Source organism: Cellulomonas sp. P5_C5 (assembly GCF_054049655.1).
Map to the genome: position 1 here is coordinate 31,714 of NZ_JBFULY010000014.1, position 19,836 is coordinate 51,549.

A 19,836-nucleotide genomic window follows, 5' to 3' on the forward strand; every position below is an offset into this window, starting at 1 on the left:
CGGGGGAGTCACAGTCGCTCTCACTGGTGTCGCCCAGGACGATATCGGCCGAGATCGGGACAAAGATCCTCCCGCAGGGTGATCTCTGGCCTCCGCCGGGGTGACGCCGGACGCCCGCCCTCCGCGGGCGCCCGGCGACGTCGTCACGAGCTCGTCGTGCAGGTCTCGAGGCTAGGCACTCGGTTCCCGCGGAACATCCACCGCAGGGTGCACAACCTTTTCGCGGTGTCATACGTCAGTACCTGATGGCATCGATGACCTTGACCCGGACGGCGAACGTGGCGGGGATCAGCCCGGCCAGGGCACCGACCGCCACCGCGGCCGTCATCCCCACGAGCGCGGCGCTGAACGGGAACGGGGGCATGTCCTGGATCCCGCCGCCGAACACGCGCTCGACGGGGATGTTCTTGATGATCGCGACGGCCAGCACGACCCCGACGAGGCCGGCCACCACGGTCGCGACCACCGACTCGAGCAGCACCCCGAAGAACACCCGGCCGGAGGTCGCGCCGAACGACCGCCGGATGCCGATCTCCCGGATCCGGTAGCGCACGGTCACCAGGGCGATGTTGACCAGGCCGAGCCCGCCGAGCAGGAGCGCGAAGCCGCCGACGCCGATGCCGACCCACTTGGTGGCGCGGTCGAGCCCGCCGCTGTCGTACTGGTTGTCCATCACGTCCACCTGCCAGCCGGGGGCCGTCGCCTGGAGGTCGCGCGCGATGGTGTCGCCGATCGCCTCCGACCGGTCGGGCGGGACCCAGAGCAGGATCGCGGGCATCTGCGCCTGCATCGGGCTCGCGACGCCCGGCCCCGAGCCGCCCGACTGCACCCCGGAGCCGTCCGCGCCGATCCAGCGGTGCAGCTGCTCGTACAGGACGTACGCCATCGGCTCGGCGCCGGGCCAGTCGTCGTGCAGGACGCCCACGACGGTCGCGGTGACAGGCGCCCGGTCGCCCAGCTCGACGGTCGGGTGCGACGACAGGTCCGCGAGGCCGTAGGCCTGCAGGAAGGCCTCGTTGACGACGAGCGTCGGCGCCAGCGCCTGCTCGTCGGTCTCGGTGAACCAGCGACCCTGCTCGGGCACGACGCGGTTGATGACGCCCAGGTCCGCGTCGACCGCCCGCACCTGGGTGAGGCGGGTCCCGTCGGGGAACCGCATCCTGGCCTGGGTCCACTCGTCGCGGCTGGCGTAGGTGATGTCGTAGCGCTCGAGCACCTGCTCGAACGCGTCGTCCCACCCGGCGGGCGTCACCGCGTCCGCGTCCCGTGGCCACGCGTTGACGGTGAGCGTGACGCTGCGGCCGGACTGGCGCTCGCTCTGCTCCTTGAACGACTGGTTGAGCATGGACACGAGGGCGGTCACCCCGGTGATCGCCGTGACGGCGCAGGCCACCCCGATGAGTGCGAGCAGGACGCGGAGCTTGTGGATCCGCAGCTCGCCCCAGGCCTCGACGATCGCGCCGACGACGCCGGTCATGCGTTGACCTCCGCGTCGGGCAGGCGGCGCTCGGTGTGCGACGACCGGTCGGCGACGAGCGGTACGTCGCCCACCCACTCGGACGTCGTGTCGAGGCTGATCGGCAGGAGGATCCCGTCGGCGAGCCGGTACTGGCGCTCGGCGCGGGCGGCGACCGCGAGGTCGTGGGTGATCGTCACCAGGGCCGCGCCCGTCTGCGACGCGATCTCGTCGAGCAGGTCCATGACCTCCCGGCCGGTCTCGACGTCGAGGGCGCCGGTGGGCTCGTCGGCCAGGATCACACGGGGGCCGCGCACGAGCGCACGGGCGATCGCGACGCGCTGCTGCTCACCGCCCGACAGCTTGTCGGGCATGGTGTCCACCCGGTCGCCGAGGCCGACGCGCTCGAGCATCTCGGCGGCCAGGCGCGTGCGGGACCAGAACTGCCGGCCCCGGGCGTAGAGCAGGGGCGCGGACACGTTCTCCAGGGCCGTGCGGCCGGGCAGCAGGTTGAACTGCTGGAACACGAACCCGAAGTCGCGTCCCCGGCGCCGGGTCCGCGTGCCGTTCGAGAGCTTCCCGATGGGCACGCCCTCCAGCAGGTACTGGCCGGACGTCGGTGCGTCGAGCAGGCCGAGGATGTTGAGCAGCGTCGACTTGCCGGTCCCGGACCGGCCGACGACCGCGACGTGCTCGCCGGCGTCGACCGCGACGGTCACGCCCCGCAGGATGTGCAGCAGCCGGTCGTCGGGCAGCCGGACCGACCGGGTGACGTCGGTGAGCTCGAGGAGGCTCATCCGCCGCAGACCATCGGGTCGTAGTCGACGCTGCAGTCGACCTCCTTGCCCGAGCCGCCCGGCACCGGGATGAACTCGAGGATGGTGTCGCCGGCCGCCAGGCCCTCGGTGACCTGCACGTTCTTCCCGTCGGTCAGCCCCAGGACCACGGCGCGCTTCTCGTTCGTGCCGTCGGCGGCGACCACCCAGACGTTCCCCGCCTGGACCGTGCCCTGCACCGCGGTGATCGGCACGACCACGGCGTCCGCCGCGGTGCCGTTGGTGACCTCGATCGTCGCGCCCAGGCCCGGGAACGCCGTGACGCCCGCGGGGATCGCGCAGGTGACGGTGCCCGACGAGCTCGGGGTGCCGTCGGCGACCTGCTGGGTCCCGGTCGTCGGTGCCGCGCCCACCCGCAGGCCGGTGCACTCGAACGGCGCCGGCCCGCCCGTGAGCGTCACGGCGGCCTGCGTGGGTGCGCCCACCAGGCGGTACTGCTGGTCGGGGGTGAGGGTGCCGGTGACCGACAGCGTGCCGGGGGCGACCTTGCCGACCTCGTCGCCGACGGAGACCACCTGGTCCTTGAGCGTGGGCAGCGTCAGCGTGCCGGCGACGGGCGCGGTGACCGTCTCGATCGCGACCTTGGGTCGGCGCTCGGTGGTGGTCTGCTCACCGGTCTCCGGGTCCGTCCTCACGATCGGGTCCTGCGGGGTCTCCTGCCGGATCTCCAGGATCGGGGTCCCCGCGTCGACCGCGGCACCGTCGACGGCCAGCAGCTTGGACACCGTGCCGGCCAGCGTGGCGCGGACGACGACGGCGGCGTCCGCGGTCACCGACGCCTGGACCGTGACCGCGTTGGTCACGGTCGCCGTGGACACCTCGACCGTGGGCTCGACGACGGCGCCGGTGGGCTGCAGCGAGGTGCCGACGGTGCTGACGTCGGCTCCAGCGAACGCGATCTTGACCAGGGCGGCGGCGATGACCGCCCACAGGATCAGGCGGATGGTCGGGAAGATGATCCTGCGGGTGACCCCCACGGTCGGGCTCCTCGGTGTCGTTGGGACGTGCGACGGGAACGTACCGACCCGGCGGCGCCCGGAGGACCCGTCGTGGGGATGATGCGTCCCTGATACCGCGGGGCAGACACTACTGCGCCATACGTACTAGAGGTCAACGATCCTGCGGCGTGTCACGACGACGGCGACGGCGCCGGCCAGCTCAGCTCCCAGTCCGCGAGCTCGCCGCGGTGCTCCTCGACGAACGCCTCCTGCGCGGCACTGATCAACTCGTCCCGGGTGCGGGTCAGCCCGACCTCGTCGTCGCACTCCGCCTCGGTGGTCGCCAGCTCGATCTCCAGAGCCAGGAGCCGCGTCTTCTGCCCGGCGGGGATGTGCCCCGGGCCGCCGGTCTGGAACGGGGCGATCTCCTCGTCCATCAGCAGCATCCCGTCGCCCGGCTCCTCGAGCTCGGGGTGGCCGCGCTCGGCGACGCAGTCGCGCCAGGCGGTGGTGGCGGCCGTCACGCGCGCGTGGTCCCTGACGGACTCCTCGATCCGCAGCGCCTCGTCCAGGAAGTGCTCGTAGGTCGGGTCCTGCAAGGCGCCCGTCATGGCCGCTTCCGCCGGTGCGGCGCACCCGTCGACCGGCGCGAGCGGATCGTCGGCCGCCGCGCCGACCAGGGCCTCGTCGTAGGCATCACGCTCACTCGCGGACATCGCCGCGAGGAGGTCGGCGTTCGGGTCGGGCGGTGCGAGCTGCACCGACGTCGCGCTCGCGTCGACCATGCCGTAGCCGTGCTCCTTCGCCCACGCCAGGGGGTTCTGCTGGCGCGGGACCACGGAGAGCTCGGACTGCCAGGCGCCGTCCGGGCGGGGTTCGTAGTCGAAACCCTGCGCGTGCATGCAGGACGCGATCTCCTCCTCGACGGCGACCGCTCGCGCCGCATCCCCTGCGTGCATCCGCGCCGCGTACTCCCCGAGATACGCGGAGAGCGCGCCCTCGTCCGACGGGCTCGGGCCGCTCGAGCAGCCCGCAAGGACGAGGAGGCCCACCGCGGTCACCGCTCGACGTCCACGCATGGTTCTGCACCCTAGGCGCTGCTGACCGCTCCCCGCACGGACCGACGGGTGGACAACGAGACGCCGCCGTCGGTGTCGCCTCAGGCGGCCGGGTCCGACGCCGTCGCCACGAGGAAGCCCGGCGCCCGCAGCCCGGCGTCGGCGAACGCGTCCGCCACGGCCTGCGCCACGCGGTCCACCTCGTCCGCCGCGACGAGCGCGATCGCGGACCCGCCGAACCCACCCCCGGTCATCCGTGCCCCGACGGCCCCGGCCGCCCGGGCTGTGTCGACCACCAGGTCCAGCTCGCGGCAGGACACCTCGTAGTCGTCGCGCAGCGACGCGTGCGACGAGTTCATCAGCGTCCCGACCAGGCCGACCTCCCCGGCGTCGAGCAGCGCGACGAACCAGGTCACGCGGTCGATCTCGTTCACGACGTGCCGGACGCGCCGGACCTGGACCTCGTCGTCGAGCTTGTCGAGGGCCCACTCCAGCCCGCGGGGGTCGTCGGACACCTCGCGCAGCGTCGCGACACCGAGCCGTGCGGCGGCCGCCTCGCAGGAGGCCCGGCGGGCGGCGTACTGCCCGTCCACGAGCGCGTGCTCGGCGCGGGTGTCGACCACCAGCAGTGCGAGGTCGTGCGTCGCGAGGTCGAACGGGACGTGCCGGACCGAACCGTCGAGGCAGTCGAGCAGGAGCGCGTGACCGTCCTGCGACCGCAGCGACGCCGCCTGGTCCATGCCACCCGTCGGCGCCCCGGCGATCTCGTTCTCCGCGCGCACGCACAGCGCCGCCAGTGTGGCGCGGCCCTCGTCCGACGCCGCCAGCCCGAGCCCGAAGACCGCGTCGAGCGCGACCGCGGTGGACGCCTCGAGCGCCGCGGACGACGACAGCCCGGCCCCGTACGGCACGCAGGAGTCAATCGCCACGTCGAACCCGGAGACGGCGTGGCCCGCCTGTCGCAGCGCCCACGCGACGCCGACGACGTACCCCGCCCAGCCGTCCACCGTGCCCGGCGCCACGTCGGCGAGGTCGACGGTCCGCAGCCCCGCCCGCTCCTGCGCGCTCACGAGCCGCACGACGTCGTCGTCGCGCCGCCGCAGGGCCGCGTAGGTGCGGTGGGGGAGCGCGATCGGCAGGCACAGGCCGCCGTTGTAGTCGGTGTGCTCACCGATGAGGTTCACGCGCCCGGGTGCCGACCACGTGCCCGCCGGCTCGGCGTCGAACCGGTCCGCGAACAGGGCGCGGACCCGGTCGGCACCCTCCTGCGGGCTCCAGTGGTCCAGCCAGGTCACGTCGGCGGTCATGCCAGCTCCTGCAGTCGGGTCGCGATGCGCTCGGGGGTGGTGTCGCTGATCCAGGCGGCCATGCCGGACTCGACGCCGGCGAGGTACTTGAGCTTGCCCGGTGCGCGCAGCACCGAGAACAGCTGCAGGTGCAGCCGGGACACGTCCCGGCCCTCGCGGGTGGGTGCCTGGTGCCAGCCGGAGATGTACGGCAGGGGGATCGCCTCGCCGTCGGGGCCGACGAAGAACCGGTCCAGCCGCTGCAGCAGTGCCAGGTAGACGGTCGACAGGTCGTCGCGCTCGGCGTCGGTGAGTGCCGGCAGGTCGGGCACGTCGCGCCGCGGCACGAGGTGCACCTCGACGGGCCAGCGCGCGGCGAACGGCACGTAGGCGACCCAGTGCTCCGACTCGACGACGACCCGCTCGCCGTGCGCCAGCTCGGCGTCCAGCACGTCCCGGCCCAGCAGCCGCCCCGTCCGCTCCCGGTACGCGCGGGCCTCCGCGAGCATCGTGGTCGTCCGCGGGGTGACGTACGGGAACGCGTAGATCTGCCCGTGCGGGTGGTGCAGCGTGACGCCGATCTCCTTGCCGCGGTTCTCGAACACGAACACCTGCTCGATGCCGGGCAGCGCGCTGAGGGCCGCCGTCCGCTGCGTCCAGGCCTCGACGATCGTGCGCATCCGGCGGGGGGTCACCGTGCTGAGCGACGCCGTCGAGTCCGAGGAGAAGCAGATGACCTCGCAGCGCCCGGCGGCGGGCCGGACGGTCCAGAGCGGTTCGCCGTCGCGCTGCACCGGCGCGTCCGGAACCCCCGGGACCGCGAGCAGCGAGGGGAACCGGTTCTCGAACACGACGACGTCGTAGTCCTCGGCGGGGATCTCGCCGTCCTGGTAGACCGCGCCCGGCTTGGCGGGGGCCAGCGGGTTGGCGTCGGCGGGCGGGAGGAACGTGCGGTTCATCCGGTGCGCGGCCATCGGGATCCACTCACCCGTGAGCGGGTCGCGCCGCAGCTCCGGGCCGGTCACGGGCTGCGGCACGCCGGCCGCGTCGGGAACGGGGGCGAACCGGTCCGGCAGGGGGCGCGCGTCGGTCAGGGTGCGGGTCGCGCCGCCCGAGACGTACGGCTCCGAGTCGTCGAAGTAGATCAGCTCGCGGCCGTCGGCGAGGGTGGTCGGCGTGATCCGGACAGCTGGGGTCACTGGGTGGCTCCTGAGGTGGTGACCAGGCGCAGGGTCGCGCCGGTCAGGTGTCGTCGAGCGTCGGCGGGCAGGGCGTCGTCGGTGAGCAGGGTGTCGATGTCGTCGAGGGGAGCGATCCGGGCCAGGCCCACCACCCCCCACTTCGTGTGGTCGGCCAGCACGGTGGTCGCGGCGGCGCACGCCATCAGCGCGCGGTCGGTGGCGGCCTCGGCGAGGTTGGGGGTGGTCAGGCCGCTGGCGTCGAGGCCGTGCACGCCGAGGTAGGCCCGGTCGACGCGCAGGCTCGCGAGCGTGGCGTCCGCGACGGGGCCGACGAGCGCGTCCGACGGGGTGCGGACCCCGCCCGTGAGGATGACCTCGACCCCGGGCGCGCCGTGCAGGGCGTCCGCGATGCGCAGCCCGTTGGTCACGACCGTGAGGTCCGGGATGCCCGCGCCCGCGAGCAGCTCGGCCAGGAGGTACGTGGTCGACCCCGCGGACAACGCGACGGCCTGACCCGGTTCGACCGTGGCGAGCGCCGCGCGGGCGATCGCCGCCTTCTCGGGGCCGGCCCAGGAGCGCTTCGCGTCGAAGCCGGGCTCGTCGGTGGGCCTGCCCAGGGCGTCCGGGGCCACCGCGCCGCCGTGCACGCGACGCACCAGTCCGGCGCGGGCGAGCTCGGCGATGTCCCGCCGGACGGTCATGTCCGAGACGTCGAGGCTCTCCACCAGGTCCGCGACGCGCGCGGCCCCGTCGGCACGCACGGCGGCCAGGATCCGGTCCTGACGCTGGGAGGCGAGCACCCGAACACTCTCGCACGCAATCAAACAAACTTCAACACTCGAGGGGGGCGGTACGTCCGCACTCCGGCGGGTTCGAGCACGACGGAGTGCGGACGTTGCCGACGGCGACGAGGCACGTCCGCGCTCGTGCGGGTTCCAGCGCGACGGAGTGCGGACGTTGCCGACGGCGACGAGGGGCGTCCGCGCTCGTGCGGGTTCCAGCACGACGGAGTGCGGACGCTGCGGAAGCCGGCGCTGCGTCCGCAGGGCTGGTCGCGGAGCGCTCGATCGGGCGGACGTCGTGAGAGGGCGGCGGAGGCCGCGTCAGCGGCCCGCGGGGGTCAGGCCCAGGGAGCGGCCCGCGAGGCCACGGCGGCGGGACGTCAGCGAGCGGGCGACAGCCTGGAGGGCCTGGGCCGCGGGGGAGTCCGGGGCGCTCAGCACGACGGGCGTGCCCGCGTCGCCGGCCTCGCGCAGCCGCACGTCGATCGGCACCTGCCCGAGCAGCGGCACGTCGCCGCCGGTGATGCGCGAGAGGTTGTCCGCGACGGTCTGCCCGCCCCCGGAGCCGAACAGGTCGAGCCGCGAGCCGTCGGGCTGCTCGAGCCAGGCCATGTTCTCCACGACGCCGACCACGTGCTGCCGCGTCTGCACGGCGACGGACCCGGCGCGCTCGGCGACCTCCGCGGCGGCGAGCTGCGGGGTGGTGACGACCACGATCTCGGAGCTCGGGAGCAGCTGCGCCACGGAGATGGCGATGTCGCCGGTGCCGGGCGGCAGGTCGAGCAGCAGCACGTCCAGGTCGCCCCAGAACACGTCCGCGAGGAACTGCTGCAGCGCGCGGTGCAGCATCGGGCCACGCCAGACCACCGGCTGACCGGGCGGGACGAACATGCCGATCGAGACGACGAGGACGCCGAACGCCTCCGGCGGCAGCAGCATGTCGTCGACCCGGGTCGGCTGCCGCGTGACCCCGAGCATGCGCGGGATCGAGAAGCCGTAGATGTCCGCGTCGACGATGCCGACCTTCAGCCCGTCGGCAGCCATCGCGACCGCCAGGTTCGCCGTGACGGACGACTTGCCGACGCCACCCTTGCCCGACGCGATCGCGAACACCTTGGTCAGCGACCCGGGCTGCGCGAACGGGATGACGGGCTCGGAGTCGGTGCCCCGCAGGAGCGTCCGCAGGGCCGCCCGCTGCTCCGCCGACATGACGCCGAACACGACCGAGACGTCGTCGATGCCGGCCACGGTGGCCGCCGCCGCGCTGACGTCGCGGGTCAGCGTGTCCTTCAACGGGCAGCCGGGGGTGGTCAGGTCGATGCCGACCGTCGCCCGGGAGCCGGCGACCTCGATGGAGCGGACCATGCCGAGATCGGTGATCGGCCGCTTGATCTCCGGGTCGAGGACGTGGGTCAGCGCCTCGCGGATGGCGTCGAGCAGGGGGTCGGTGGGGTCCGGCATGGGGCCCATCGTAGGTCGGTCGGACGTGGACCCGGCGTTCAGCCCCGTGCCTGGCGGTCCGCGCTGCCGCGGGAGCGGTCGGCCTTCTTCTCGGAACGATCGCCCTTCTTGTCCGGACGGTCGCCGTCGTGCTCCTTGTCCCCGTCGCGCTGCTCGGCGGCGAGGTCCTCGAGCAGGTTGCGCAGCTCGGAGCGGACGAAGTCGCGGGTGGCCACCTCGGACAGCGCGATGCGCAGCGCCGCCATCTCGCGCGCCAGGAACTCCGTGTCCGCGAGGTTGCGCTCGGAGCGCTGACGGTCCTGCTCGGCCTGCACGCGGTCGCGGTCGGTCTGCCGGTTCTGCGCGAGCAGGATCAGCGGGGCCGCGTACGACGCCTGCAGCGAGAGCATCAGCGTCAGGGCCGTGAACCCCTGCGCGGGGTCGTCGAACCGCGGCCGGTCCGGGCCCCAGTTCGCGTTCCAGGCGATCCAGACCAGGCAGAACACGCTCAGGTAGATGATGAAGCGCGGCGTGCCCAGGAAGCGCGCGATGCTCTCCGAGATCTTGCCGGAGGCGTCCTCGTCCAGCTGCGGCCGGCGGATGAACCGGCGGCGCGTCTCCAGCGGGGTGTCCAGGCGGTCAGCCACGGCTCACCCCCGGGCGCGTGATGCCGAGGACGCTGGTGTCCGGGAAGTTGCCCTCGTCGTCGGTCTCCCGCCAGTCCTCGGGCAGCAGGTGGTCCAGGACGTCGTCGACGGAGACCACACCGAGCAGGCGCTTCTCCGCGTCGACGACCGGCAGGGCCAGCAGGTTGTAGGTGGCCAGGTTGCGCGTCACCGAGAGCAGCGGCGCGTCCACGGTGATGGACTCGATGTCGGTGTCGACGATCGAGCCGATCGCCTCGTGCGGCGGCTCGCGCAGCAGGCGCTGCAGGTGCACGACGCCGATGAAGCGGCCGGTCGGCGTCTCCAGCGGCGGGCGTGCCACGAACACCATCGACGCCAGCGCGGGCGTCAGGTCCTGGCGGCGCACGTGCGCCAGCGCGGCGGCGATCGGCGTCTCCGGGCCGAGGATCACGGGCTCGGTGGTCATCAGGCCACCCGCGGTGTTGTCCTCGTACGCGAGCAGGCGCCGCACGTCCTTGGCCTCGTCGGGCTCCATGAGCTCGAGCAGCTCGGCGGCCTGCTCGTCGGGCAGCTCGCCCAGCAGGTCGGCGGCGTCGTCCGGCTGCATGGCCTCGAGCACGTCGGCGGCGCGCGTCAGGGCGAGGCCCTGCAGGATGCCGACCTGGTCGTCCTCGGGCAGCTCCTCCAGCACGTCGGCCAGCCGCTCGTTGTCCAGCGCGCTGGCGACCTCCAGCCGCCGGGTCAGGCCGAGGTCGTGCAGGACGTCGGCGAGGTCGGCCGGCTTGAGGTCCTCGTACTGCGCGAGCAGCAGCTCCGCGCCCTGGGCGGCGCTCGCCTGGCCGAGCCCGGTGACCTCGTCGACGGACACCAGCAGCGTCTCGCCGCGCCGGCGCAGGATGCCCGAGCGGCCCGCGGGGTTGCGGCGGACGAACACCTTGGAGATGACCCAGTCGCCGTTGCGCTGCAGCTCGATGGCGACGTCCTCGATGGTCGCCGGCCCGGAGCCGTCGACGAACTCGACCGTGCGGTCCAGCAGCTCGCCCACCGCGAGGGTCTCGAAGGCTCGCTGCTCGAACCGGCGCATGTTCACCAGGCCGGTCGAGATGACCTGCCCGGAGTCGATCGCGGTGACACGCGTGAGCGGGAGGAAGACGCGGCGGCGCGCTGCCACCTCGACCACGAGCCCGACGGCGCGGGGCAGCCCTTTGGGGCGCACCAGCACGACGACGTCACGCACCCGTCCCACCTGGTCACCGAGGGGGTCGAATACGTTGGTCCCGGCAAGGCGCGCGACGAACACCCTGGTCCCGACGCTGCTCACGTCGGTCAGCCTAGACCGGGCACCGGACGTCGGATGCCGCAGCGCCAGTTGTTCGGGCGCGCGTCGGCCGCGCGTCGACCGGGCCTGGCGATCTCTGCGGCCCTGGGAGAGGATCGCGACATGTCGTTCTCCGGTAACGCCCGCCCCCCGCGCACCCCCACGCCGCCGCAGGGTGAGACGGTCGCCGCCTACGCCACCTACCTCGAGGCGCAGAAGGCCGTCGACCACCTCGCCGACAGTGCGTTCCCGGTGCAGCTGGTCACGATCGTCGGAGCCGACCTGAAGATGGTCGAGCGGGTCACCGGTCGCCTCTCCTACCCGCGCGTGGCGCTCGGCGGGTTCCTGTCCGGTGCCTGGTTCGGCCTCTTCGTCGGGCTCCTGCTCAGCCTGTTCACCACGCCGGGCGCGCAGAGCCCGCTGGTGCCCGCCATCTTCATCGGCGGTGCGTTCGGCCTGCTGTTCGCGATCCTCACGTACTCGTTCTCCCGGGGGAAGCGCGACTTCACGTCGACCAGCCAGATCGTCGCGTCGTCCTACGCGGTGCTCTGCCGGCAGGAGCAGGCGCACAAGGCGCGTGAGCTCCTGCGGGAGATCGGGGGCGTCCAGTCCGGCTGGCCGGCGCGTCCGCCGGCGCCGTTCACCACCACCAGCCCGTCGGATCCGTCGGGTGCGTACCCACCGGCTGCGGACTCGCAGCCGTGGGGCTCGCCGACCGTGCCGCCGGTCGCGCCGCCCGGACCACCCGCTCCGCCGCCCGGACAGCCTTCCGATCAACCCGGGCAGCCCGGGCCGACGATCGCGCCACCGAGCGGGCCGCCGACCGCGCCCTGAGGCGCTCGCGGAAGGTCGGTTCCGGATCGACCTGCGGGGCGTCCGGCTCTGCGCTGTGCACCTCTCGCAGGGTGAAGCCCTTCGAGAACAGCAGTGCGAGGTTCGGGTCCATGTCTACCTCCTGTGTCGGGGTGTCCCTTCACAGGTGGTGACGCGGACCCGCCGGCCCGATCGACACTCAGCGGCCGAGCAGACCCGCCATCCACGCCTCGACGGCGTCGGGGTCGCGGGGGAGCGCGGCCGACAGGTTCTCGTTGCCGTCCGCGGTGACCAGCACGTCGTCCTCGATCCGCACGCCGATCCCGCGGTACTCCTGCGGCACCAGCAGGTCGTCGGACTTGAAGTACAGGCCGGGCTCGATGGTGAACACCATGCCGGGCTCGAGGATCCCGTCGAGGTAGAGCTCCGCGCGGGCCTGCGCGCAGTCGTGCACGTCAAGGCCGAGGTGGTGGCTGGTGCCGTGCACCATCCACCGGCGGTGGTGCTGGTTCTCCGGCAGCAGCGCCTCCTGCGCGGTGACGGGCAGCAGCCCCCACTCCTCGAGCCGCTCGGCGATGACCTGCATCGCGGCGGCGTGCACGTCCCGGAACTTGGCACCCGGCACGGCGGCGGCGAACGCGGCGTCGGCCGCGTCGAGGACCGCCTGGTAGATGCGACGCTGGACGTCGGTGAACGTGCCGTCGACAGGCAGCGTGCGCGTCACGTCGGCGGTGTAGAGGGAGTCGATCTCGACGCCGGCATCGACCAGCACCAGCTCGCCCGCGCGGACCTGGCCGTCGTTGTCCGTCCAGTGCAGCGTCGTGGCGTGCTCGCCGGACGCGGCGATCGTCTCGTAGCCGACCGCGTTGCCCTCCACCCGGGCGTGGCCGATGAACGTGCCCTCGATGACCCGCTCACCGCGGCGGTGCGCGATCGCGTCGGGGAGGGCGCGGACGATCTTCTCGAAGCCGTCGATCGTGGTGTCCACCGCGAGGCGCATCTGCTCGATCTCGTGCGCGTCCTTGACCAGGCGCAGCTCGGAGAGCGCCTCGGCCAGCTTCTCGTCCCGCTGCCCGGCGGCCTCCGTCGCGCGGATCTCCTCGACCAGCTCCTCGATTGCCTCGTCGACGTCGGGGACCACGCGCACCTGCACACCGTCCGGGCCGACGTCCTTGGCCAGGCCGTCGCGCAGGTCGTCGACGTGCGCGGTGCGGACCCCGGTCAGGGTCTCGAGGTCCTCCAGCGTCGGACGGGCGCCCACCCAGAACTCGCCGTAGCGGGCGTCGGAGAAGAACTCCTCGGAGTCCCGGCCCGCCAGCGGGCGGATGTACAGGACCGCGCGGTGGCCGCTGCCGTCGTCGCCCGTGCCGTCCTCGACCGGGTGCAGCACGAGCACCGCGTCGGGCTCCTGCTCGGACCCCAGCCCGGTGAGGTGCGCGAAGGCGGAGTGCGGGCGGAAGCGGTAGTCGGTGTCGTTGGACCGCGGCTTGAACGTGCCGGCGGGGATCACGAGCCGCTCGCCGGGGAACTGCGCCGAGAGCGCGGAACGCCGCGCGGAGGTGTGGTCGGCGGCCGGGCTGCGCTGGAGGCTCGACGACGGGCGTTCGCCCCAGCCGGACGTGATGAACCGCACGAACTCGGCCGAGCTGGGGCGCTGGGAGCGGTTGCTGCCCCGGTCCTCCAACGGCTGCTCGGCAGTGGTCTCGGGCGTCAGGTCCTCACTCATGGCGCCATCCTCCCACTGACGCCGACTACCGTGAGGCCGTGCGCATCGACCTCCACACCCACTCGACGGCGTCGGACGGGACCGGTGCACCCACGCAGGTAGTGGCGGAAGCGGCGGCCGCCGGGCTCGACGTGGTGGCCCTCACCGACCACGACACGACGGCCGGCTGGGCGGAGGCGGAAGCGGCGGCCCGTGCGCACGGGATCGCGCTGGTGCGGGGGACCGAGGTGTCGGCCCGCGCCCACGGGATCAGCATCCACCTGCTGTCCTACCTGCAGGACCCGACGCACCCCGCGCTCACGGTCGAGCTGGACAAGACGCGGGACGCGCGGCTCAACCGTGCGCGAGCGATCGTCGAGCTGCTCGCCGTCGACGTCCCCATCACCTGGGACGACGTGCTGGAGCACTCCCGCGACGCGGTCGTCGTGGGCCGTCCCCACATCGCCGACGCCCTGGTGGCCCTGGGCATCGTGCCCGACCGGGACGCCGCGTTCGCGCACCTGCTCTCCGCCGCCGGGCCGTACCACGTGCCCCACTACGCCCCCGACGGGCCCGACGCCGTGCGGGCGATCCGGGCGGCCGGCGGCGTCCCCGTCTTCGCCCACCCCGGTGCCGATGCCCGCGGCCGGATCGTGCCGGACCGCGTGTTCGACCGCCTCGCCGCGGCCGGCCTGGGCGGGATCGAGGTGGACCACCGCGACCACTCGCCCGCGCAGCGCGAGCGCCTGACCGCGATCGCCGACCGGCTCGGGCTGCTGGTGACCGGGTCGAGCGACTACCACGGGACCGGGAAGGCCAACCGGCTGGGGGAGAACCTGACCGCGCCCGAGGCGCTCGCAGCGATCGAGGAGCAGGGGACGACGGACGTGGTGCGGCCATGAGCAACGTGTTCGACGCCTACCTCTTCGCGTCCGTCTTCATCACGCTGTTCGTGATCATGGACCCGCCCGGGGTCGTCCCGATCTTCCTCGGCCTGACGGGGGCCATGACCCGCCAGCAGCGCAACCGGGCCGCGCGGCAGGCCGTGCTCGTCGCGCTCGGCGTCATCGTCGCGTTCGCGCTGTTCGGGCAGTCGCTGCTGAACTACATGCACATCACGCTGCCCGCGCTGCAGGCGTCCGGCGGGCTGCTCCTGCTGCTCATCGCCATGGAGCTGCTGACCGGCAAGATGGAGGAGCCGCAGCCGTCGGGGAACGGGAAGGTCAACGTCGCCCTGGTGCCCCTGGGCACGCCGTTGCTGGCCGGCCCCGGTGCCATCGTCGCGACCATGGTCTTCGTCCAGCAGTCCGACAAGACCGTCGCCGACTGGGTGGCCATCGCGCTCGGCGTCGTCGCCGTGCACGTGACCCTCTATCTGGCGATGCGGTTCGCCAACGTCATCCACCGCGTCCTGGGCGACTCGGGCACCATCCTGGTGACCCGGATCGCGGGCCTGCTGCTGGCCGCCATCGCGGTGCAGCTCGTGGCCGACGCGGTCGAGGCCTTCATCAAGGCGGCCTAGACGCCGGACGGGGTGCGGCTCTGCTGAGCCGCACCCCGTCCGTCTGTCTGTCGTCAGCCCTCGGTGGCCGACGCCTGCGCGGCGCCGCCGCCCTCGGCGGGCTGGCCGCTGCGGGTGCGCCGGCGGTTGCGGCTGCGGCGGCTGGTGCCGCCACCCTCGGCACCCTGCTCCGCGGTGGCGCCGTTGGACGCCGACTCCGGGGCCGGGTTGCTGTTCTCGGTGCCGCCCTCACCGCGACCGCGACCGCGGCCGCCGCGGCGACGACGGGTGCCGCCCTCGCGGGGCTCGCCGGACTCGTCGGCAGGACGCTCGGCCTGCGGGCCCGAGCTGTGCGGCGCCGAGGCGGGACGCGAGTCGCTGGAGCGCGAGTCGCTGCCACGACGAGAGTCGCCACCGCGGTTGCCCCGGATCTGGTCGGAGTGCGAGCCGCCGGGACGGCCTCCGCCACGCTTGCCCGTCTCGCCCAGGTCCTCGAGCTTCTCCGCGCCCAGGCCCTCACGGGTCTGCTGCGACTTCGGCAGGCGACCCTTGGTGCCCGCGGGGATGTCGAGGTCCTCGTACACGTGCGGCGACGAGGAGTACGACTCGATCGGCGCCGGGATGCCCAGGCCGAGCGCCTTGTCGATCAGGCCCCAGCGGGGGATGTCGTCCCAGTCGACGAACGTGACGGCGGTGCCCTTGGCGCCCGCGCGGCCGGTGCGGCCCGTGCGGTGCAGGTAGGTCTTCTCGTCCTCGGGGCACTGGTAGTTGATGACGTGCGTGACGGCCTCGACGTCGATGCCGCGGGCGGCCACGTCGGTGGCGACGAGGACGTCGACCTTGCCGTGCCGGAACGCGCGCAGCGCCTGCTCGCGGGCGCCCTGACCCAGGTCGCCGTGCAGCGCGCCGGCCGCGAAGCCGCGCTCGACCAGGTCGTCGGCCACCTTCGCGGCGGTGCGCTTGGTCCGCGCGAACACGATGGTCAGGCCGCGGCCACGGGCCTGCAGGATGCGGGCCAGCATCTCGACCTTGTCGAGGGCGTGCGCGCGGTAGACGACCTGCTTGATGTTCTTGACGGTCTGGCCGTCGTCGTCCGGGTCCGCGGCGCGGATGTGCGTCGGCTGCGTCATGTAGCGGCGGGCCATCGCGACGACGGCGCCCGGCATCGTGGCCGAGAACAGCATCGTGTGGCGGCTCGCGGGGGTCGCGGCCAGCAGCGTCTCGACGTCGGGCAGGAAGCCGAGGTCGAGCATCTCGTCGGCCTCGTCGAGGACGACCGCCTTGACGTGCGAGAGGTCGAGGTGACGCTGCTTGAGCAGGTCGATCATGCGGCCCGGGGTGCCGACGACCACGTCGACACCGGCGTTCAGCGCGGCGATCTGCGGCTCGTACGCGCGGCCGCCGTAGACCTGCAGCACGCGGACCGAGCGGCGCGCGCTGGCGGTCGCCAGGTCGCCGGCCACCTGCACGGCGAGCTCACGCGTCGGGACGACGACGAGCGCCTGCGGCTTGCCCGGGTGGGGGAGCTGCTCGTAGCCCTCCTCGCCGGGGGCGACCACGCGGTGCAGCAGCGGGACGCCGAAGCCGAGGGTCTTGCCGGTGCCGGTCTTGGCCTGGCCGATGATGTCGTGGCCGGACAGCGCGACCGGCAGGGTCATCGCCTGGATCGGGAACGGGTGCGTGATGCCGGCGTCGGCCAGCGCCTGGACGATCTCCGGGCGGACGTCGAAGTCCGCGAACGAGGCCTCGACGGCCTGCACGGAGGACCAGGTGTTCTTCAGGGGGCGGGTCATGGGCTCGGCCAGAGCAGAGACCTGCTCCGGCGTCTCGTCGGTGGTGGTCACGAGGACTCTTCACTGCGAAGGGTGGTGTGCCGCGCGCTGCCGGGGCCGACGGGTGTCGGAGCGTCCCGGGCGACAGCGGAGTTCACCACGCGGGTTGGCCGGCAGCCGATCGTGCAAGTCGACTCGCGCGCGTCGTCCGGACGGATCCGGGGCTGCGCGAGAATGGGTCTGATCGTCGAAAAGCGGGGATTCCTAGACGACCGGGCAACCGAATTACCTGCACAGTCTATCCGACGCCCCCGGTCGGTCGGTCGCCGCCCCGCCGGGGCTACGATCCTCGGATGACGACGACGCGTGCTGAGGCCGTTCCCGAGGCCGGCTCCCTCGAGCACTCCGACGCCATCGAGCTCCTCGGCCTGGTCGCGCAGCTCGAGCACGTCGCCTTCGCGCGCCTCGCCGCCGACTCCGCGCTGGCGCCCACGATCGAGCAGCGGCTCGAGCTCAGCCGCTTCGCGTCGGCGGCCGTCGAGCGTCGTGACCGGGTCCTGGCCCGCATCACCGAGATCGGCGGCGACCCGGTCGAGGCCGTGCGCCAGTACGACGACGTCCTGGACGACTTCGACGCCCGCACGCAGCCCGGCTCGTGGTGGGAGCGGCTGCTCAAGTCCTACGTCGGGTACGGCGTGGCCGACGACTTCTGCCGCCTCGCCGCGGAGGGCCTCGACGCGGGCTCGCGCGCGGTCGTGCTCGAGGTGCTCGACGACGCGTCCCACGCGGAGCTCGCCGTCGCGGAGCTGGACGCCGCAGGGTCGGCTGACGGCGTGCTCACCGCCCGGCTCGCGCTGTGGGGCCGGCGGCTGGTCGGCGAGGCGCTCGGCGTCGTGCAGCGGCTCCTGGTCCAGCGGCCCGCGCTGGTGCGGCTCGTCGCCGTGGGGTCGGCGAGCTCGGATGCCGCACCGCCGAACGCACCGACCAAGCTCTTCGGAGAGCTCACCGCCCAGCACACGCGTCGGATGAGCCGCCTGGGCCTGACCGCCTGAGCGCCTGACGGCCTGACCGCACGACGAAGCCCCGCACGGATCCGTGCGGGGCTTCGTCGTGCGCGCTGTCAGATGTTGCCGAAGCCGACGCGACCCTTGGACTCGGAACCGATCTCGACGTAGCCGAGGCTCGCGGTCGGCACGATGACCCGACGGCCACGCACGTCCACCAGCTCGAGAGCCGGGCGACCGCTCAGGGCGGCGGCCACGGCGGCAGCGACCTCGTCCGGCGTCTGGTCGGACTCGAGGCTGATCTCCCGGGGCAGGTTCTGCACGCCGATGGTGATCTCCACCGTCATCTCCTTCACGTCCTTACTCCACGCTGTGGTTCTCGGGCGCCCGCGTCCGGTGGGCCGGGGCACGTCGTCCGATCCTAGGCGTCCTCGTACTCGAAGTCGGGCCGGATCAGCGCGGACACCCCGCCCCAGGCCAGCTGGGTGACCAGCTCCACGGTGCGCTCGGGCCCGGAGTCGGACGGCTGGCGCAATCGGTACGTCGCAGCGCCCTGCGCCATCGAGATCAACGAGACGGCGAGCATGCTCGCGTCATCCAGCGGCAGGGCTGTGACCTGCGACAGGACCACCGAGATGCGACGGGCGGCCTCGGAGGAGGCGTGCTCGACCCGGGCACGCACGTCGGCGTCGTGCGTGACGTCGGACTCGAAGAGCAGCGCGGACGACTCTCCTGCGCCCTCGACGAACATGATGTACGCCTCGACGATCGCGGCGATGACGTCGCGCCCGTCGCCCCGGCGCACCGGACCCTGCTCGATCCCGGACACGGCGGCGTCCACCGCGACCAGCAGGTCGGCGCCGTTCTGGTCCACGACGGCGAGGTAGAGGTCGAGCTTCGAGGGGAAGTGGCGGTAGAGGACCGGCTTGCTGACCTCGGCCCGCTCGGCGATGTCGTCCATGGAGACGTGGTGGAAGCCCTCGGAGGAGAAGAGCTCCTGGGCGATGCGCAGCACCTGGGCGCGGCGTTCGTCGCGAGCCATCCGCGGGCTGCGTGCCCGCGGGGTCGAGTCGTCTGTCCCGTCCGTCATCCCGCGATGGTAGCCACGGCACGTGTCAGGGATGCGACGATGACCGGGTGACGACCCCGGAACCGCTACGGACCGACCAGGGGCCGACGCGCGCTTCCCTGCGGCCGTCGGCCTCCCGTCGTCGACACCGCGCGGTCTCCCGGACGGGCCGGCGTCGGTCCGCCGGGCGTGTTCTCCCGGCCGTCGTCGCGGTCGTCGGGCTCGGCCTCGGCGCCGGCAGCGCGTTCTGGGCCGCAGGCGCCCCGCAGACCGCGGCCCTGGTGAGCACCGCGCTCGGCACCTCGTCGCCGGCCCCCGTCGAGACCGTCGACCGGACCGGTCTGCAGAGCCGGGGGTCCAGCGGGCGCGACCTCCTGGTGCCCGAGCCGGTGGACGTCCCGGTCGGGATGCTGCCGTCGGACCCGCCCCCCGGCATCGTCGCCCTGCCTCCCGGTCTGACGGCCCAGGACGTCGACGCGGGGCTGCTCACGCCCGACGTCGTCGAGTCCGGCGCGGGCACGTTCACCGTGGTCCCCGGTGCGGACCCGGGTCCGGGCACGGGTGCGGTCCGCACCGTGCGGGTCGAGGTGGAGGACGGCCTCCTGGTCGACGGGACCGCGTTCGCCGCGACCGTCATGGCGACCCTGAACGACCCTCGCGGGTGGGGCGCCGACGGGTCGCTGTCGTTCGCGCGGACCGACGGCGACGCGGAGCTGCGCGTGATCCTGGCCTCGCCGACGGCCGTCGACGACCTGTGCGCGCCCCTCGACACCGGGGGCCAGGTGTCGTGCGGCACGAACGGTCGGGCGGTGCTGAACCTGCGTCGGTGGACCCTGGCGACGCAGGAGTACGGCGCCGACAAGTCGGGCTACCGGCAGTACCTGGTCAACCACGAGGTCGGTCACCTGCTCGGGCACCGGCACGAGCGGTGCCCCGGCGCCGGGCAGCCGGCTCCGCTGATGCAGCAGCAGAGCTACAAGGCGGCACCCTGCATCCCGAGCTCCTGGCCGTTCCCGTAGCACGTCGGTCGTGCGCGCGGGTCGTGCACCCG

The 19,836-nt window shown here is 73.3% G+C and carries 19 protein-coding genes; 5 read left to right on the forward strand and 14 right to left on the reverse strand.

Going from position 1 to position 19,836, the window contains the following annotated elements:
- Positions 1-235 precede the first annotated feature (235 nt).
- The 10 genes from ACXJKF_RS13120 to ACXJKF_RS13165 all read right to left on the reverse strand — a co-directional run bounded on the left by ACXJKF_RS13120 (position 236) and on the right by ACXJKF_RS13165 (position 10,924).
- Positions 236-1,477 (reverse strand): ABC transporter permease, encoded by a 1,242-nt coding sequence (locus ACXJKF_RS13120; protein WP_456788155.1) that lies wholly within the window; start codon positions 1,475-1,477, stop codon positions 236-238.
- Entirely contained in the window at positions 1,474-2,253 is a 780-nt protein-coding gene (locus tag ACXJKF_RS13125; RefSeq protein ID WP_456788156.1) for an ABC transporter ATP-binding protein, read from the reverse strand. The genes ACXJKF_RS13120 and ACXJKF_RS13125 overlap by 4 nt, the downstream gene beginning before the upstream one ends.
- Entirely contained in the window at positions 2,250-3,269 is a 1,020-nt protein-coding gene (locus ACXJKF_RS13130; protein WP_456788157.1) for an efflux RND transporter periplasmic adaptor subunit, read from the reverse strand. Before ACXJKF_RS13130 ends, ACXJKF_RS13125 begins: the two co-directional genes overlap by 4 nt.
- Before the next feature lie 152 nt (positions 3,270-3,421).
- The gene (locus ACXJKF_RS13135) at positions 3,422-4,309 is read right to left on the reverse strand and encodes a hypothetical protein (protein ID WP_456788158.1); all 888 of its coding nucleotides are present in this window, start codon (positions 4,307-4,309) and stop codon (positions 3,422-3,424) included.
- 80 nt (positions 4,310-4,389) lie between these two features.
- Positions 4,390-5,595 (reverse strand): galactokinase, encoded by a 1,206-nt coding sequence (galK, locus tag ACXJKF_RS13140; protein WP_456788159.1) that lies wholly within the window; start codon positions 5,593-5,595, stop codon positions 4,390-4,392.
- Positions 5,592-6,773, reverse strand: coding sequence for a galactose-1-phosphate uridylyltransferase (gene galT / locus ACXJKF_RS13145; protein WP_456788160.1), 1,182 nt, complete (start codon positions 6,771-6,773; stop codon positions 5,592-5,594). The genes galK and galT overlap by 4 nt, the downstream gene beginning before the upstream one ends.
- A complete protein-coding gene (locus ACXJKF_RS13150) occupies positions 6,770-7,555 on the reverse strand; it encodes a DeoR/GlpR family DNA-binding transcription regulator (protein WP_456788161.1) in 786 nt (261 codons plus the stop codon). The genes galT and ACXJKF_RS13150 overlap by 4 nt, the downstream gene beginning before the upstream one ends.
- Before the next feature lie 303 nt (positions 7,556-7,858).
- The gene (locus ACXJKF_RS13155) at positions 7,859-8,998 is read right to left on the reverse strand and encodes an Mrp/NBP35 family ATP-binding protein (protein ID WP_456788162.1); all 1,140 of its coding nucleotides are present in this window, start codon (positions 8,996-8,998) and stop codon (positions 7,859-7,861) included.
- Positions 8,999-9,036: 38 nt separating this feature from the next.
- Positions 9,037-9,624: a DUF1003 domain-containing protein gene (locus ACXJKF_RS13160; RefSeq protein WP_456788163.1), complete on the reverse strand. Its 588-nt coding sequence runs from the start codon at positions 9,622-9,624 to the stop codon at positions 9,037-9,039.
- The gene (locus ACXJKF_RS13165) at positions 9,617-10,924 is read right to left on the reverse strand and encodes a magnesium transporter MgtE N-terminal domain-containing protein (protein WP_456788164.1); all 1,308 of its coding nucleotides are present in this window, start codon (positions 10,922-10,924) and stop codon (positions 9,617-9,619) included. Before ACXJKF_RS13165 ends, ACXJKF_RS13160 begins: the two co-directional genes overlap by 8 nt.
- Positions 10,925-11,044: 120 nt before the next feature.
- On the opposite strand from ACXJKF_RS13165, the gene ACXJKF_RS13170 reads away from it, so the two are divergent.
- Positions 11,045-11,755 carry a general stress protein gene (locus ACXJKF_RS13170; protein WP_456788165.1) on the forward strand — a complete coding sequence of 237 codons (711 nt, stop codon included), beginning with the start codon at positions 11,045-11,047 and terminating at the stop codon, positions 11,753-11,755.
- A gap of 178 nt (positions 11,756-11,933) precedes the next feature.
- On the opposite strand, the gene ACXJKF_RS13175 is transcribed toward ACXJKF_RS13170, so the two are convergent.
- The gene (locus tag ACXJKF_RS13175) at positions 11,934-13,460 is read right to left on the reverse strand and encodes an aminopeptidase P family protein (protein WP_456788166.1); all 1,527 of its coding nucleotides are present in this window, start codon (positions 13,458-13,460) and stop codon (positions 11,934-11,936) included.
- Between the two features lie 38 nt (positions 13,461-13,498).
- On the opposite strand from ACXJKF_RS13175, the gene ACXJKF_RS13180 reads away from it, so the two are divergent.
- Both ACXJKF_RS13180 and ACXJKF_RS13185 read left to right on the forward strand, forming a co-directional pair.
- Positions 13,499-14,341 carry a PHP domain-containing protein gene (locus ACXJKF_RS13180; RefSeq protein WP_456788167.1) on the forward strand — a complete coding sequence of 281 codons (843 nt, stop codon included), beginning with the start codon at positions 13,499-13,501 and terminating at the stop codon, positions 14,339-14,341.
- On the forward strand, positions 14,338-14,961 hold the full coding sequence (locus ACXJKF_RS13185) for a MarC family protein (RefSeq protein ID WP_456788168.1): 624 nt from the start codon (positions 14,338-14,340) through the stop codon (positions 14,959-14,961). The genes ACXJKF_RS13180 and ACXJKF_RS13185 overlap by 4 nt, the downstream gene beginning before the upstream one ends.
- A 53-nt stretch (positions 14,962-15,014) precedes the next feature.
- Here ACXJKF_RS13185 and ACXJKF_RS13190 read toward each other — a convergent pair whose 3' ends face one another.
- A complete protein-coding gene (locus ACXJKF_RS13190; RefSeq protein ID WP_456788207.1) occupies positions 15,015-16,733 on the reverse strand; it encodes a DEAD/DEAH box helicase in 1,719 nt (572 codons plus the stop codon).
- A 332-nt stretch (positions 16,734-17,065) separates the two neighbouring features.
- Between ACXJKF_RS13190 and ACXJKF_RS13195 the strand changes: the two genes are divergently transcribed.
- A complete protein-coding gene (locus ACXJKF_RS13195) occupies positions 17,066-17,764 on the forward strand; it encodes a ferritin-like fold-containing protein (protein WP_456788169.1) in 699 nt (232 codons plus the stop codon).
- A gap of 68 nt (positions 17,765-17,832) precedes the next feature.
- Here ACXJKF_RS13195 and ACXJKF_RS13200 read toward each other — a convergent pair whose 3' ends face one another.
- Both ACXJKF_RS13200 and ACXJKF_RS13205 read right to left on the reverse strand, forming a co-directional pair.
- Entirely contained in the window at positions 17,833-18,057 is a 225-nt protein-coding gene (locus ACXJKF_RS13200) for a DUF3107 domain-containing protein (RefSeq protein WP_055915598.1), read from the reverse strand.
- 80 nt (positions 18,058-18,137) lie between these two features.
- Positions 18,138-18,806 (reverse strand): TetR/AcrR family transcriptional regulator, encoded by a 669-nt coding sequence (locus ACXJKF_RS13205; RefSeq protein WP_456788170.1) that lies wholly within the window; start codon positions 18,804-18,806, stop codon positions 18,138-18,140.
- Positions 18,807-18,853: 47 nt separating this feature from the next.
- On the opposite strand from ACXJKF_RS13205, the gene ACXJKF_RS13210 reads away from it, so the two are divergent.
- Positions 18,854-19,804: a DUF3152 domain-containing protein gene (locus ACXJKF_RS13210; protein WP_456788171.1), complete on the forward strand. Its 951-nt coding sequence runs from the start codon at positions 18,854-18,856 to the stop codon at positions 19,802-19,804.
- Positions 19,805-19,836 lie beyond the last annotated feature (32 nt).

What these genes read in the sequence shown, in the direction of transcription:
- ACXJKF_RS13120 (WP_456788155.1), bottom strand. Translation starts at nt 1,477, where the DNA reads ATGACCGGCGTCGTCGGCGCGATCGTCGAGGCCTGGGGCGAGCTGCGG.
- ACXJKF_RS13125 (WP_456788156.1), bottom strand. Translation starts at nt 2,253, where the DNA reads ATGAGCCTCCTCGAGCTCACCGACGTCACCCGGTCGGTCCGGCTGCCC.
- ACXJKF_RS13135 (WP_456788158.1), bottom strand. Translation starts at nt 4,309, where the DNA reads ATGCGTGGACGTCGAGCGGTGACCGCGGTGGGCCTCCTCGTCCTTGCG.
- galK (WP_456788159.1), bottom strand. Translation starts at nt 5,595, where the DNA reads ATGACCGCCGACGTGACCTGGCTGGACCACTGGAGCCCGCAGGAGGGT.
- ACXJKF_RS13155 (WP_456788162.1), bottom strand. Translation starts at nt 8,998, where the DNA reads ATGCCGGACCCCACCGACCCCCTGCTCGACGCCATCCGCGAGGCGCTG.
- ACXJKF_RS13170 (WP_456788165.1), top strand. Translation starts at nt 11,045, where the DNA reads ATGTCGTTCTCCGGTAACGCCCGCCCCCCGCGCACCCCCACGCCGCCG.
- ACXJKF_RS13175 (WP_456788166.1), bottom strand. Translation starts at nt 13,460, where the DNA reads ATGAGTGAGGACCTGACGCCCGAGACCACTGCCGAGCAGCCGTTGGAG.
- ACXJKF_RS13185 (WP_456788168.1), top strand. Translation starts at nt 14,338, where the DNA reads ATGAGCAACGTGTTCGACGCCTACCTCTTCGCGTCCGTCTTCATCACG.
- ACXJKF_RS13190 (WP_456788207.1), bottom strand. Translation starts at nt 16,733, where the DNA reads ATGACCCGCCCCCTGAAGAACACCTGGTCCTCCGTGCAGGCCGTCGAG.
- ACXJKF_RS13195 (WP_456788169.1), top strand. Translation starts at nt 17,066, where the DNA reads ATGACGACGACGCGTGCTGAGGCCGTTCCCGAGGCCGGCTCCCTCGAG.
- ACXJKF_RS13205 (WP_456788170.1), bottom strand. Translation starts at nt 18,806, where the DNA reads ATGACGGACGGGACAGACGACTCGACCCCGCGGGCACGCAGCCCGCGG.